Origin of the sequence: Methylobacterium sp. J-077 (assembly GCF_022829365.1) — a bacterium.
Classification (GTDB): domain Bacteria; phylum Pseudomonadota; class Alphaproteobacteria; order Rhizobiales; family Beijerinckiaceae; genus Methylobacterium.
In genome coordinates this window covers 1-13,888 of record NZ_JAKSYJ010000153.1, presented here as the reverse complement: position 1 = coordinate 13,888, position 13,888 = coordinate 1, and the positions used below count along the sequence as shown (strand labels likewise).

At 66.6% G+C, this 13,888-nt stretch carries 10 protein-coding genes and 2 pseudogenes; 4 read left to right on the top strand and 8 right to left on the bottom strand.

The genetic code is table 11. The features are described from left to right. Positions 1-518: 518 nt before the first annotated feature. The 4 genes from MKL11_RS18850 to MKL11_RS18835 form a co-directional block, all read right to left on the bottom strand. On the bottom strand, positions 519-2,492 hold the full coding sequence (locus MKL11_RS18850; protein ID WP_243946161.1) for an aconitate hydratase: 1,974 nt from the start codon (positions 2,490-2,492) through the stop codon (positions 519-521). A 133-nt stretch (positions 2,493-2,625) separates the two neighbouring features. Beyond that, positions 2,626-4,104, bottom strand: a complete 1,479-nt coding sequence (locus MKL11_RS18845; RefSeq protein ID WP_409565881.1) for an aldehyde dehydrogenase — start codon at positions 4,102-4,104, stop codon at positions 2,626-2,628. 115 nt (positions 4,105-4,219) lie between these two features. Next, entirely contained in the window at positions 4,220-5,413 is a 1,194-nt protein-coding gene (locus MKL11_RS18840) for an iron-containing alcohol dehydrogenase (protein WP_243946159.1), read from the bottom strand. 43 nt (positions 5,414-5,456) lie between these two features. After that, entirely contained in the window at positions 5,457-7,109 is a 1,653-nt protein-coding gene (locus tag MKL11_RS18835) for an MFS transporter (RefSeq protein WP_243946157.1), read from the bottom strand. A gap of 433 nt (positions 7,110-7,542) precedes the next feature. Here MKL11_RS18835 and MKL11_RS18830 point away from each other — a divergent pair, with 433 nt between their 5' ends. Further along, positions 7,543-8,217 (top strand): helix-turn-helix domain-containing protein, encoded by a 675-nt coding sequence (locus MKL11_RS18830; RefSeq protein ID WP_243946155.1) that lies wholly within the window; start codon positions 7,543-7,545, stop codon positions 8,215-8,217. 416 nt (positions 8,218-8,633) lie between these two features. Here the strand turns inward: MKL11_RS18830 and MKL11_RS18825 are convergent. Both MKL11_RS18825 and MKL11_RS18820 read right to left on the bottom strand, forming a co-directional pair. After that, positions 8,634-9,986 (bottom strand): annotated as a pseudogene (locus tag MKL11_RS18825) (IS3 family transposase). A gap of 91 nt (positions 9,987-10,077) precedes the next feature. After that, positions 10,078-10,713 (bottom strand): class I SAM-dependent methyltransferase, encoded by a 636-nt coding sequence (locus MKL11_RS18820; RefSeq protein WP_243946153.1) that lies wholly within the window; start codon positions 10,711-10,713, stop codon positions 10,078-10,080. Between the two features lie 483 nt (positions 10,714-11,196). Between MKL11_RS18820 and MKL11_RS18815 the strand changes: the two genes are divergently transcribed. The 3 genes from MKL11_RS18815 to wrbA all read left to right on the top strand — a co-directional run bounded on the left by MKL11_RS18815 (position 11,197) and on the right by wrbA (position 12,737). Then, positions 11,197-11,607 (top strand): DUF1236 domain-containing protein, encoded by a 411-nt coding sequence (locus MKL11_RS18815; protein WP_243946163.1) that lies wholly within the window; start codon positions 11,197-11,199, stop codon positions 11,605-11,607. Positions 11,608-11,876: 269 nt separating this feature from the next. Beyond that, the gene (locus tag MKL11_RS18810; protein ID WP_243946151.1) at positions 11,877-12,074 is read left to right on the top strand and encodes a hypothetical protein; all 198 of its coding nucleotides are present in this window, start codon (positions 11,877-11,879) and stop codon (positions 12,072-12,074) included. Positions 12,075-12,083: 9 nt separating this feature from the next. Beyond that, a complete protein-coding gene (gene wrbA / locus MKL11_RS18805) occupies positions 12,084-12,737 on the top strand; it encodes an NAD(P)H:quinone oxidoreductase (protein ID WP_243946149.1) in 654 nt (217 codons plus the stop codon). Here wrbA and MKL11_RS18800 read toward each other — a convergent pair. Together MKL11_RS18800 and MKL11_RS18795 are read right to left on the bottom strand one after the other, a co-directional pair. Continuing rightward, positions 12,734-12,910: a hypothetical protein gene (locus MKL11_RS18800; protein WP_243946140.1), complete on the bottom strand. Its 177-nt coding sequence runs from the start codon at positions 12,908-12,910 to the stop codon at positions 12,734-12,736. The genes wrbA and MKL11_RS18800 overlap by 4 nt on opposite strands. 598 nt (positions 12,911-13,508) lie before the next feature. Then, positions 13,509-13,754: pseudogene (locus MKL11_RS18795) on the bottom strand (integrase core domain-containing protein); the annotation flags it as partial. Between the last annotated feature and the right edge of the window lie 134 nt (positions 13,755-13,888).

Sequence of the window (13,888 nt, the reverse complement as noted above, 5' to 3'; positions counted from 1 at the left end):
GCGCAGACCGTCAGCGTCAAAGTCTGACCGCAGCGGTACCGGAGCAGCCATGACATCCTCCTCGGGCTCCAAACCCAAAGACAGAATCACCCCTCAGCCGCCGAGGCTACCCCGTGAGTCCCACTTAACGAGGGTTGGTATCAGTCATCTGGGACGAAGCAAGGACATCCCGAAAGCAGACCTGCGGCTGGAGCGGACATGCAGGTTAACGACCGCACTGGAGGCCGCTGCGGAGTGCTTCAGAGGCACCCCTTCGGTCCCAACCCGCATCAGCATTCAGGGATACGTTGCCGCGCTCGCAAATCCCGGCAGACGTCGGAGCGAGCGTCGGACATCGCTTACGCGCCTCCGCAGGAAGTGGCGCGGCCAGCCGGGCGCGCTTAACTGCAGGTGCTGCGCGAGGCTGAGGAGCCAGCGCACGAGGCGTTCTTACCGGCGGAACCCGACCTGAGCCGGGTGCCAACGTCTTCCGGCGCGCGCGGCTCACGGGTGCCGCTCGCCGGCCTGGCTGAAGGATCTCAGGCGACGGGGCGAGCGGGCTCGGCCTGGATGCGCCCGCGCAGCCAGTTGATGACCCCGCCCGCGAGCAGGATCTCGATCTGGCGCGGCGACAGGTCGTGCCGCAGCCGGATCGTCGCCTTGCCGCCTCGGACCCTCGCGGTGATCTCCCGGCCCGCCGCCAGCGCGTCGGCGACGCCGGTGATCTCCACCGTGTCGCCCATCTCCAGCCGGTCGTAGTCGGCTGGGTCCAGGAAGGTCAGTGGCAGGACGCCGAAATTCACGAGGTTCTGCCAGTGGATCCGGGCGAAGCTCTTGGCCAGCACCGTCTCCAGCCCGAGGTAGCGCGGGGCGAGCGCAGCGTTCTCGCGGCTCGAGCCCTGGCCGTAGTTCAGGCCACCCACGATGGCGTGGCCGGCGCGCTCCTTGCCGCCCTGCTTCGCCCGCTTCGGGTAGGTGTCGTCGATCGGCTCGAAGGTGAACTCGCTGGTCTTCGGGATGTTCGACCAGTAGGGCATCACCCTGGCGCCCGCCGGCATGATGTCGTCGGTGGAGATGTCGTCGCCGGTCTTGAGCATCACTGGCACGCGGATGTCGGATCCGAGCTTGCCGAGATCGGGCAGGGTGGTGATGTTCTCCGACTTCTCCAGCCGCACCGAGCGGGCCTCCGCCTCAGCCAGGGGCGACACCAGCATCGTGGTGTTGCCCGGCACCATCGCGGGCGGCACGATCCGCGGGTAGGGTATGTCGAGCGTGCGCGGATCGGTGATGACGCCGCTGAGCGCCGAGGCCGCGGCCGTCTCCGGGGAGCACAGGAACACGCTGTCCTCCCGGGTGCCGGAGCGGCCAGGAAAGTTGCGCGGCACCGTCCGCAGGGAGTTGCGCCCCGAGGCGGGGGCCTGGCCCATGCCGATGCAGCCGTTGCAACCGGCCTGGTGGACCCGGGCACCCGCATGGATCAGGTCGGAGAGCTGGCCGTCCCGGATCAGGGTCTCCAGCACGACCCGGGTCGACGGGTTGATGTCGAAGGACACCCGGTCGTGAGCGGTGCGTCCCTTCACGATGGCGGCCGCCACGGCGAAGTCGCGGAACCCCGGATTGGCCGAGGAGCCGATATAGGCCTGGTAGATCTCGGTACCGGCCACTTCAGACACGGGCACGACGTTGCCGGGGCTCGACGGCTTGGCGATCATCGGTACGAGGGACGACAAGTCGATCTCCTCGTGATCGTCGTAGGTGCAGCCCGCGTCGGCCGCGAGCGGCATCCAGTCGCCGCCGCGCCCGACGCCGTCGAGGAACGCATTCGTCGCGGTATCGGAGGGGAATACGCTCGTGGTGGCGCCCATCTCGGCGCCCATGTTGGCGATGACGTGCCGGTCCATGGCGGTCAGGCCCTCCAGGCCCGGCCCGTAATACTCGATGATCCGGCCGAACCCGCCCTCGACCCCGTGGCGGGCGAGCAGCGTCAGGATCACGTCCTTGGCGCTCACCCAGTCGGGCAGCGCGCCGGTGAGCTTCACGCCCCAGACCCGGGGCATGCGCAGCTGCAGCGGCTCTCCCGCCATGGCGAGCGCCACCTCGACGCCGCCGGCCCCGAAGGCCAGCATGCCGAGCGAGCCGGCCGCGGGGGTGTGGCTGTCGGAGCCGACCAGCGTCTGGCCGGGCTTGCCGAAGCTCTGCATATGGACGGGGTGGCTAATGCCGTTGCCGGGCCGCGAGTACCAGACGCCGAACCGGCGGCAGGCGGAGCGCAAGAACATGTGCTCGTCGGCGTTGAGCTGATCGTTCTGGACGAGGTTGTGGTCGATGTACTGCGCCGCGAGACCAACCTTGACGCGCTCGACGCCCATCGCCTCCAACTCGAGCATGACGAGGCCGCCGAGCACGTCCTGCAGGAGGGTTTGGTCGATCCTGAGAGCGATCTCGCCGCCCGGAGTGAGGTCGCCCTCGGCGAGGTGGGACTGGACGAGCTTCTGCGTCAGGTTCAACGCCATCGGAGGCCTCCTTCGTTATCCGTGTCGGGGGCCGCCGGGCGCTGACCCGGGCTCCCGTTATGTCGTCGCGCCCGGGCGCCCAGTTCCAACAGTATTTCCAAGCTTGGACCGGTTCGCTGTATGTATAATTACCTCATTGCAGCGTGAATTGGTTTGCGATTGACGATTTTAAATTGATAAATACGCTCTTTGTCTCAAGGTACTCGTGGATCGCCGCGAGCCCGTTCTCCCGGCCGATGCCGGAGTTCTTGAATCCGCCGAAGGGGGCGAGATAGCTGACCACACGGTAGGCGTTCACCCAGACGGTGCCCGCACGCAGGCGCCTGGGCAGGCTCAGGGCCCGCGCGAGATCCGTCGTCCAGAACCCGGCGGCGAGGCCGTAGGGCGTGTCGTTGGCGATCGCCACGGCTTCGTCGTCGGTCTCGAACGTCATGATCGATAGCAACGGGCCGAACACCTCCTCGCGGGCGATCCGCATCTGATTGGTCACGCACGTGAAGATCGTCGGCTCGACGAACCAGCCCTCTCCGAGCCGGGGATCGCTTGCCCGCTTGCCGCCGAGCACGCAGTGGGCGCCCTCGGCCTTGGCGATCTCAATGTATTCCAGGACCTTCGCGAGCTGGGGCTCGGTGGCGATCGGGCCGACATCGGTGTCGGCCGCGCGGGGATCGCCGAGCCGGGCCTCCCGCATGCGCGCCACGAGCCTCTCGACGAAGGCGTCGTGGATCGAGGCGTGCAGCAGCAGCCGCGAACCCGCCATGCAGGTCTGGCCGGCGGCGGCGAAGATGCCGGAGATCACGCCCTTGACCGCCGCGTCGATGTCTGCGTCCGCGAACACGATGTGCGGGGACTTGCCCCCGAGTTCCAGCGATACGCGCTTGAACTGGCGGCCCGCGGCCTCCGAGATCTTGGCGCCGCCGTGGTCGGAGCCCGTGAAGGCGATGCGCTCCACGAGCGGGTGCTCGACCAGAGCGCGGCCGGCCTCGGCCCCGTAGCCGGTCACCACGTTGATGACACCCTTCGGGAAGCCAGCTTCCTCGAACAGCCGCGCCAGCTCAAGCATGGAGGCCGAGGCGAACTCCGAGGGCTTGACCACCACGGTGTTGCCCGCCGCGAGCGCCGGTGCGAGCTTCCACACCGCCAGCAGCAGCGGCGAGTTCCAGGGCGTGATCGCTCCGACCACGCCGATCGGCTCGTGCACGACGTAGTTGAACATGCCGACCTTGTCAGTCGGCGGCACCGAGCCCTCGATCTTGTCGGCGAGACCGCCGTAGTACTGGAACCAGCGCGGCAGGTACTTCATCTGGCCGAGCATCTCGACCATGAGCTTGCCGTTGTCGCGGACCTCCAGATCGGCGAGTTCCTGCGCGTTCGCGGCGATCACGTCGCCGAGACGGTGGAGCAGCAGCCCGCGGTCGCTGGCGGTCATGCACGCCCACGGACCGTCGGAGAACGCGGCGTGCGCCGCGCGGACGGCCGCGTCGACGTCCTCGGCGCCGGCCTCGGGGATCCGCGCCCAGACCCGGTTGGTATAGGGATCCTTGGTCTCAATCCATCGCCCGGTGGCCGAGGCACGCCAGCCGCCGTCGATATACATGTCCAGGTCGCGCACGCCGGCATCCGGCCCGCGCTCCGGCGTGGCGCTTGAACCCGGCCGGCCGGGGGTCGAGAACTCATCCATCCCTGATCTCCTGATCTGTCTCTGGTTCCCGCGCGTCCCCTGGGCTTCAGCGGCCGAGGCAGCGCTCGTAGATCCGCGTCGCCTGCGCGACGGTCATCGGCCGGGCCGCCGGCGCGACGATGCAGGTATCCTCGTCGATGCGCGGCGGCGTCTGCGGCGCGTAAAGGCCCGGCACCGCGAGGTGGGCCATCTCGGCGCAGCGCTCCGGCGGCAGGCGATCCGGTGTCAGGTGGCGGGCGAAGCCGATGTCGTCGTAGAGGCGGAACAGGGCCGCGACGCCGGCCTCGACGGCCTGCGCGTCGGTGAGGCCGGCGACATCGGCCCCGAGGGCCTCGGCGAGCCGTCGGCCCTTGGCGGGCGCCGCCGCGGCGTTGTGGGCCATGGTCCAGGGCACCAGCGTCCCAACGCCGAGCGGGTGCGCGAGGTCGAGATGGCCTTCGAGGGGCAGTGACAGGGCGTGCGCGTGGCTAAGTCGGGCGTTGCCGCAGGCGATGTTGGACATGGCCGAGGCGAGCAGGTTGTCGGCCCGCGCGGCCTCGTCGCCGTCGAGGATCGAGGCGCGCATCGAGGCGGCCTGCAACCGGGCCGATTCCAGCGCCAGCGCGTCGGTGAGCGGCGAGGCGAGATTTGACAGGTAGGCCTCGATCGCATGCGTCAGCGCGTCGACCGCGGGTAGAACCGCCGCGCTCCGTGGCAGCGTCGCCAGCACCGCGGGATCGAGGACGGCGACCGCCGGGAAGCTCAGCGGCCCGCCCGCGAGGAGCTTCAGATGCCGTTCCTCGTCCTTGACGATGGTGAACTGCGAGACCTCCGACCCCGAACCCGCCGTGGTTGGCACCATGACCATCGGCAGCGCCGGCCGGTCGAAATTCCCGGCGCCCAGGTGATCGCGCAGGGTGGTACCGTTGACCGCGACGATCGCCACGCCCTTGCCGGTGCACATCACCGAGCCGCCGCCGACGCAGACGATGCCGTCGATCCGTTCTGCGCGGCAGCGGGCCGCCTGTTCGTCGATATGCGCGAGACGCGCGTCGATCCCGCAGGCGTCGAACAGCGCAGTCTCGAGCCCCGCCGCTCTCAGGCTGTCGAGGACGCGGGCGAAGAAGGCCTGCTTGCCGATCACCGGATCGGTCACGACCAGAACCTTGCGGCAGCCCAGGCCGTGGGTTGCCGGTCCGACGCCGTCGAGGGAACCAGGACCCCAGACGATTCGGGTCGGCATGAAGTAGGTCAGGCTCATGGCACGCTCCGCTGTGGCATCCGGCGTCAGGACGCGGACCGGGTCAGGCCCGGGAGATGTCCGTCCCGCGCGTCTCGCGCGCGAACAGGAGGCTGAGGATCGCCGCGGCGACGGCGACACCGATCGAGTAGTAGAGACCGGAATAGACGTTGCCGGTGGCCGCCACGATCGAGAAGGCGGTGGCCGGCAGGAACCCCCCGAACCACGCCGAGCTGAGATTGTAGGGGAACGACATCGCCGTGTAGCGGATGCGCGAGGGGAACATCTCCAGCAGCGCGGTGGTGGAGGCTGAGAAGGTCATGGTGCCGAAACTCAAAAGGACGAACAGCAGCAGTACGATCATCGGCTTGTTGATGGCGTTCGGGTCCGCGTCGCCGAGCGGGTAGCTGGCGGCGGCCAGCGCGGCCTTCAGCTCGCGCTCGAACCTCGCCTTCTGAGCGGCCACGTCGGCCGTGTCGCCCGCGTAGCCGGCAACGCTCGCGGAACCGACCTGCACCGTCGCCGGTCCCGTGCTGCTGCGCCGGTCGTAGCTGAGGCCGAGCTTGGCGACCGCGTCCGTCACCACGTCGCAGGACGAGGTGAACGTGGCGGTCCCGACCGGATTGAACTGCACCGCGCACTCGGCGGAATCGGCCACCACGGTGATCGGCGAAGTCTCCTGCGCCCGCGCCAGCGCGGGGTTCGCGTAGGTGGTCAGGGCGTGGAAGATCGGCAGGGTCAGCACCGCGGCCAGCACGAAGCCCATCAGGAACACCGGCTTGCGCCCGATCCGGTCGGCCAGGGCACCGAACACCACGTAGAGCGGCGCCGAGAGCGTGGTGGCGATGATCAGGAGCAGGTTGGCCGTCAACCCTTCGACCTTGAGGACCTTGGTTAGGAAGAAGAACGAGTAGAACTGGCCCGTGTACCAAACCACCGCTTGGCCGGGGACGATGCACAGGGCCGCGATCAGGATCAGGCGCAGGTTGCGCCACTGGCCGAAGGCCTCGGCCACGGGGGCCTTCGAGCCCTTGCCCTCCGCCTTCATGCGCCGGAACTCCGGGCTCTCGTCGAGCATCAACCGGATCCAGACCGATATGGCCAGCAGGATCACCGAGACCAAGAACGGCACGCGCCAGCCCCAATCCGTGAACGTGCCTGCCCCGAGGCTCAAGCGGAGCGGGATGATCACCCCCACGGCCAGCAGGAAGCCGAGCGCCGCGGTCAGGACCACGTAGCCGTTCCAGGCCGCACGACGGTCGGCTGGGGCGTGCTCGGCCACGTAGATGATAGCGCCGCCGAACTCGCCGCCGAGGGCCAGCCCCTGGATCATGCGCAGGGTGATGAATGCGATCGGTGCCGTGATGCCCATGGTCGCGTATGTCGGCACGAGGCCGACCACGAAGGTCGAGAGGCCCATCAGCAGGATTGTGACGAGGAAGGTGTATTTCCGGCCGACGAGATCGCCGAGGCGGCCGAACACAATGGCGCCGAATGGGCGCAGCAGGAAGCCTGCGGCGAACCCAAGTGGTGTGAAGATGAAGCCCGCCGTCGGGTTCACCCCGGAGAAGAAGGCCTTGGCGATCTCGGTGGCCAGCAGCCCGATCAGGAAGAAATCGTAGAACTCGAACACCGTGCCGAGTGACGCGGCCACGATGACGCGCTTCTCCTTGGCCGTCATGCGCGCGGCACTACCCAACACACCGGCTGTCGCCATCTCACATCCCCCCCGGACGCTGAGGACCGTACGGTGAGCCCGCCCGTCCTGTCCTGAAGTTCGACAACCGAACAGCGAGGTTCGGCCGTCGAGCGCTCAAACTCCGGGGCAGAGTCGGTCTGGGTGAGGCTAGGCTTCGGACGACGTTCGGGCGAGGCTCCTCGCGCCAGCACCGAACGGCCCCGGATCCACGGGGCATTCAAGGCGCTTCCTTCCCGATCGGCCGTGTCGGCCTTATTCACCCCGCCCACGCATTCACGGCCGGAATTTGTGATTCGCGATCACGCTTTTCTTCTATAGAAGAATTTGCCCGATTGATAGGGGATCACCGCGCGACCCGCGGGCTCAACTCTCCGATGACTCTTGGATCGCCGGTGTAAAGCCCTGTATGGCGGCCCGTGCTGCCGGGATCCTGGGATGTGGCTCGCCGCCGATGAAGACCTCGCCCGATCTTGATCGTGCCTCGACAGCCGACATCGGCCCGCCGCCGCTCGGCGGCGAGAGGATCGAGCATGACAGGGAGGCTGAGTCGCAAGCGCGACTGGGCGAGGCAGTCTCGAAAAATCTCGGCGGGCGCGTCCGTGACCTACGCAAGAAGCGGGGCTTGACGCTCAACGAGTTGTCCGAGCGCTCTCAGGTGAGCCGGGCCTTCCTGTCCGCGATCGAGCGGAGCGCGAAGTCGCCGACCCTGCCGATCATCGTGCGCATCGCGCGAGGGTTGAACGTTTCAATGTCGGCCCTGCTCGGCGTCGAGCCGGCGGCGTCCGGGGTCGCGTCGAACCGGAGCACGGACCAAGTCACGTTTCGCGATCCGCAGAGCGGCTTCGAGCGGACGGTGCTGTCGCCTTCGCGCGAGGGTGGGGGCGTCGAGATCGTCAAGCACTGCATTCCGCCCGGCCAATCATCCGGGCTTCTGCCCGTCTATCCGACCGCGGTCGAGAAACATATCCTGATGCAGTACGGCGAGTTGACTGCCCTGATAGATGGCCGAGAGTACAAAATCTCGTCCGGAGACACCCTCTCCTTCACGATCGAGACCCCTTACCGTCTGTGTAACGAGGGGTCTGTACCCTGCGTGTACATCGTCGTCATGGTGGAGAGGGGCTAGCGCGGGCAGCCAGGCGGGTCCGACGGCATGCGGGTCGTAGCGGCCGATGCGGTAGCCAATCCCTCGCTTGCGCAGGGCCCGGGGGCGAGCCCAAACCCGTGAACCCGCCTGCTAGGACGGGGGCCGCGTCCGGGATTCGGCGTAAGGTGGATAGATTCGGTCTGCTTTTGCGGCGTGTCTCCTCCGGAGCGAACCAGCCGCTTTCGGCCAGACTACCTCACGTTGCATTGGCAGAAAGCGCAGGACCGGACGTTCGGCTTGGCGCGCATAACTGACGTTTATTCGAGTCCTGAAGCTTCTTGGAAGTAGACGCTACAGCTTGTTTTTTTAATCATCGTGTCTTGTCCGTCGTCTGATGATTTGGGACAGTCTGCGAAGTTCAGGAGCGGAGGCTCTGGTCCATCTGGGGTAAGAGGTTAGGCAGCTTGCGCGTAATGGCGCAAGCGGCGATCCATGAGGGTCTGACGCTTGATGCGTTCCCGCTCCGCCAGGATCCCTTCGCCGCGTCCAAAGTAGACGTCGGCGGGCGTGAGGTTGCCGAGGCTCTCATGAGCTCGGCAGTGATTGTAATGCTCGACGAAGGCGGCAACCCGCATCTCCAGCTCGCCGGGCAAGCAGGCGTGTTCGAGCAGGATGCGGTTCTTGGGCGTCTGGTGCCAGCGCTCGATCTTGCCCTGCGTTTGCGGATGGCAAGGCGCACCGCGGATGTGGGTCATGCCCCGGCTGGCGAGCCAGTCGGCCAAGTCACTGGCGACGTAGCTCGGTCCGTTGTCGGAGAGCAGGCGGGGCCGATGCATCGCCCGCGCCTGATCGAGCCCAACCGCACCCAGCGCCAGGTCGAGCGTGGCGGTGACGTCACTGGCCTGCATCGTCGTGCACAGCTTCCACGCCACGATATAGCGTGAGAAGTCGTCCAGTACGGTCGACAGGTAGTACCAGCCCCAGCCAACGACCTTGAGGTAGGTGAAGTCCGCCTGCCAAAGCTGATTGGGAGCCGAGGTCTTATCGCGGAACGCGTCGGCGGCCATGATGACGATATAGGCCGGGCTGGTGATCAGGTCCTGAGACTTGAGCAACCGGTAGACGGTCGCTTCCGAGATGAAGTAGTGGCGCTCGTCGGTGAAGCGCACCGCCAGCTCACGCGGACTGAGTTCAGGCTGCTCCAGAGCTAGGGCAACGATCTGCTCGCGGATCTCCGCAGGCAGGCGGTTCCAGACCCGGCTCGGCTGCGAAGGATGGTCGTTCAACGCCTCGGGGCCGCCGCGGTGGTAAGCGTCGTACGAGCGGTAAAACGTCGAGCGCGTGATGCCGAGCTTGTCCAGGGTGGCACGCACCGGCAGGTGGGATTGCTCGACCAGCTGGATGATCTCCAGCTTCTCGGGGGCCGGGGACCTCATGCCTCGTCGCCCCCGGCCCCGCTCATGCTTTTTTTAAGCAGACGGTTCTCCAGGACGAGATCAGCCACGACCTCCTTCAGCGCCCCCGTCTCGCGGCGCAGATCCCGCACTTCATCCGTGGTGGCCGGCACGAGCCGTGTCGCCGGACAGGCGCTTCTTGCCAGCTTCCAGGAACTCCTGGGACCAGCCGTAGTCCATCGAGGCGGCGATCCCCTCACGTCGGCACAACTCGGCGATGCTGTCCTCGCCACGCAAGCCTTCCAGCACCACGCGGATCTTCTCCTCGGAGGAGAACTGCCGACGTGTGGCCCGACGGATGTCCTTGATCACCGCTTCTGCCGACTTCTTGGCCGGTCCGGATGTCTGCTTCATCTTCGCTCCTCAGAGGCTACGATGAACCAGCCATCCTTCATTCGGGATGGCCCTTGATCCGTCTCGCGCACGCGAATGAGCGGCGCGGCAGTTACGTTGGTGCGGTCCAGCCCACCACCGCGGTCAACGGATCACTGGAGCCCCCTTCGGGCTTCAGGACATGCGTCTCGACGCGTGCGAATCCTGCGCGCTGCAGGTACAGGCGAACCAGTTCCGCATGTCCAGTCGCATCGAGGGCACCCCAGATCGCGACCGCCTTGGTCGGGAAGCAGCGGTTCGAGAAACTGATAACCACAGGTGCGCCGGGGCGCAATACGCGCGCGAGCTCGGACAGGACTTCCACGGGGCGCTGCAGATACTGCACCGAGACGCAGATCAGAGCCGCGTCCACACTCGCCGTGTCGAGCGGCAGGTACGGCTGCGCGTTGAGATCCTGTACGAAATGCCGTGCAAGACGCGGATTGGCGGTGAGCTCCGCCGCATTCAGGCCGTGGCCGATGACGCTCTCGTAGGCGACCTCGCCCGGCAGGTGGCTGATCCAGCTCGACATCAGGTCGAGGACCACACCGCTCGGGGGTACGACCGCCCTGTAGAGATCGGTCACGGCGGCGATGGCGGCGGCATCGATGTGGGTGACGAGGCGCGGCTGCGCATAGAAGAGCGGATCGGGACTGCGATCCTGCTTGGCGAATGCCTCTGCAGGCAGCTCCGGCAGATCCTGAACCATGCTGGGTATGCCTTCGTATCGCGCGAAGCACCGGACTTGCACCGCGGTGCCCGCCCCGCCGAGGGGCACACGATGCCACCCTGAAATAAGGCCTACTGCGCCCCGCGGCCCGCCTCGGCGCAAGATGCCGCATCGGAAGGCTATGACCGAGGGCGGTTCGCGCCTGAGGGGCCAGCCGCCACCAGACGCATTCCGTGCCGTGCAAGAGTTCGCTAACCGATGGCCGTCAGCGTCTGGGATATGTCCAAGCGAACGACCCGAACCCTGAGAGGCGTCCTCTGGGTCGCTGCCCTCGCGCTCTGTTGCTTCTCGGCCGTGATGCTGGCGAAGGCCAACCGGCCACCCGAAGGGTCACTTGCGCGTCCGGCCACTACGGATCCGATGACGACAGGGTCCATTGATCGGACTCCGATCCGATGGTGCGGGGCCGCTCCATGGTGCCGCTGACCTTCGATACCCTTCATGCTGCCTGATGAGGCTATTATGCGACTTCGGATCTCTCTATCGGTCGTGCTGATGCTCGGAGCCGTGACGCCGGCTCATGCACAGGGTGCGGCGCGCGGTGCACAGGATGGTCGCGAGCGTGGCGAGGCCATCGCGGGACCGCTCGGCGCAGTGGTCGGCGGGGCGATCGGAGCGGCAGTCGGTACGGCCAACAGCATGCTCGGCATCGACCGGCGCGAGCGCTTCCGCATCTACGTGGTCGGCGAGCGACGTCCATCGTTCGCCTACGCGGGACCGGTGCGGGTTGGAACGGTGCTACCGGAGGACGGCGTCGTCTACTACGACGTGCCATCCGAATTCGCATTGCCGAACTTCAACTACACCATCGTCAATGACCACCCCGTGCTCGTCGAACCGGGGACGCGCCGCATCGTCGAGGTGATCGAGTAGGTCGGTTCTATTCCCCTCGACCTCAGGGAAACCTGGGAGTGACCTGCTTGGTGCAGCCCAAGCGGCAAGGGCCGTCGATTGCCCGGCGGCTCCTGGAGGCGGAGCGCCGGTTTTCCGCTCCCGAGTCAACCTACGAGCTATGGCGCCACAGGGGCGGACCTATTAGCGGGAGCGCCTGTTGCCGACTCGGATCCGCAATTGTGGATCAGCGAGGTTTTCAGGTGACAGAACGGCATTCCAGCCAAAACGGTCGGCACGGTGGTCCCGGCATGCCGATGTTCTACGGGGTAATCGGAGGCACCGGGCTGATGCTGGCAGCGCTGACCTTGCTGATGGCCGGCCAGATGGCGAGTTCGCTCAGAACGATCGGCCATACGGCAGACGCTTCATCGCTCTCCAACGCTCCGGTACGGGCGCCCGGCGCGTTGCCCTCTCCGCAATTGTCAGCCCGTCGCACCAATCCATAGGAGAGTGCTGTGACGGATCCCCTTTCTGGCCCAACTCGCTTGTTGATCGTCTACTACTCGCGCAGCGGCAGCGTGGAAGCCCTCGCAACCGCGGCGGCTCAGGCCGCACGCGAAGCGGGGGCCGAGATACGCCTGCGAAGGCCGCGTGAAGTCGTCGACGCAGCGGTGATGGCGAAAGTCGACGGGTGGACCGAGAGCGCCGCTCGGCAGAATGCCCTCTACGAGGCTCCCACACATGAGGATGCCGAGTGGGCCGACGCGATCCTGTTCGGCACGCCCTGCTATTTCGGAGCGATGGCGACAGAGCTGAAAAACTACCTGGACCTGCTCGGGCCGCAGTGGAAACGCGGCCTGCTTGCCGGCAAGGTCGGCGGTGCCTTCGCGGCGGCCTCCTGGCCACACGGTGGATCCGAGGTCGTCACGCTCTCGCTGTATGCCCCGATGGCGCATCTTGGCATGGTGATCCTGCCGACCGGCTACACCGACAGTGCGATGCTTGAAGCGGGCTCGCCTTATGGCGCGTCCGCCATCGTCGGTTCTGAGAACCGGCCACCTCGGACGGAAGATCTCGATGCAACCCGCCATCAAGTTCGACGGATGGTGGCAATCACGAGTGCGTTGATCGCAGCTGGTGAGATGCCGAGTCGGCAGAAGACGAGCTAGGCCAAGCCATCCTCGGCCGCCTTGTCCGGATCGTCGGGTTTGCTCTCGGAGTCCTTCACCAGATCCTTGCTTTCAGGCTCGCTACCCGTGGTCGGGTCAGGCACGTTGGCGTTCCGGATCGGCACCGTTGGCGGCACGATGCTTTCGCACTGTGGCTTGTCGGTCTCGGCCATTGCGTCATCTCGCCTTTCTACCAGTTGCCGCTTCGGTGAACTGACCGCTGGCTCAGAATCACCGCTTTGGCCGCCGCCGTTCGTGACGCCACAACGCGACGGCAACGCGCCGGGCCTCATAGGTCCGTCGAAGCGGCGTGCCGAGCCCGCCCTGTCCCTCGGGCGAGAAGGCGTAGATCAGCACTCCATCCGGTCCGTAGTTTCGTCGCATCTCGGCACGCCATAGGACATCCGCTGCTGCGAGGGCGGACTCCGTCAGCGCGAGGCGAGCAGGGTTCGGCGAGGGCGTCTGATGAGCGGACATGTGGCTAAACGCGGCGCCCCGACAGACGATCCACTCGGGACTGCACAGCGGCAACATCTGTCATGAGCGCGCTTTGGCAGGGCGGCCGGACCCACGATCTGCGCCGTCGGTAATCATTGCCGCAAGTGGCGCGATCCACTCCATAGATAACCTAAAGGCGAACGCGGCAGTATCGGTGAAACAGGAGGATGCCGATGCAACGCCAACACGCCTCTGATCGGCCCCCGCGGGGTGGCCCGAGCGTAAAGGTAGTGCGCGGTAGGTTTGGAGTTGACCCCGTTTGTGGTCCACGACCTATGCAAGTTCTCGGGCGGTGACAGCTTGGTTGGCGAAGGCGCGGGGCGTCAAGCCGCCCAGGGCCGTGTGAGGACGATCTTCGTTGTCGTGGCACCTCCAGTCCTCGACGCGCTCGCGAGCATCGGCCAGCGACAGGAACCACGAGGCGTTCAAGCATTCCGCTCGGAGGCGGCCGTTGAACGACTCGATGTAGGCGTTGTCGGTCGGCTTGCCCGGTCGGGAGAAGTCGATCCTCGTGGGATTGCCCCGTTTTTGTGGACGGTTTAGGGGCTTGGCTGAGCAGGGTCTCGGGCAACGGGTCGGAGCGGGTTTCATTCTCGTAGACGACGGGCGAGCGGTAGCCGAGCGCCGAGTGCCGGCGCAGCGGATTGTAGAAG

Excerpts from the sequence above, each read along its gene's own strand:
- MKL11_RS18820 (WP_243946153.1), bottom strand. The coding sequence starts at position 10,713 with ATGGTTCAGGATCTGCCGGAGCTGCCTGCAGAGGCATTCGCCAAGCAG.
- MKL11_RS18840 (WP_243946159.1), bottom strand. The coding sequence starts at position 5,413 with ATGAGCCTGACCTACTTCATGCCGACCCGAATCGTCTGGGGTCCTGGT.
- MKL11_RS18835 (WP_243946157.1), bottom strand. The coding sequence starts at position 7,109 with ATGGCGACAGCCGGTGTGTTGGGTAGTGCCGCGCGCATGACGGCCAAG.
- MKL11_RS18815 (WP_243946163.1), top strand. The coding sequence starts at position 11,197 with ATGCGACTTCGGATCTCTCTATCGGTCGTGCTGATGCTCGGAGCCGTG.
- MKL11_RS18830 (WP_243946155.1), top strand. The coding sequence starts at position 7,543 with ATGAAGACCTCGCCCGATCTTGATCGTGCCTCGACAGCCGACATCGGC.
- MKL11_RS18850 (WP_243946161.1), bottom strand. The coding sequence starts at position 2,492 with ATGGCGTTGAACCTGACGCAGAAGCTCGTCCAGTCCCACCTCGCCGAG.
- MKL11_RS18810 (WP_243946151.1), top strand. The coding sequence starts at position 11,877 with ATGCCGATGTTCTACGGGGTAATCGGAGGCACCGGGCTGATGCTGGCA.
- MKL11_RS18800 (WP_243946140.1), bottom strand. The coding sequence starts at position 12,910 with ATGGCCGAGACCGACAAGCCACAGTGCGAAAGCATCGTGCCGCCAACG.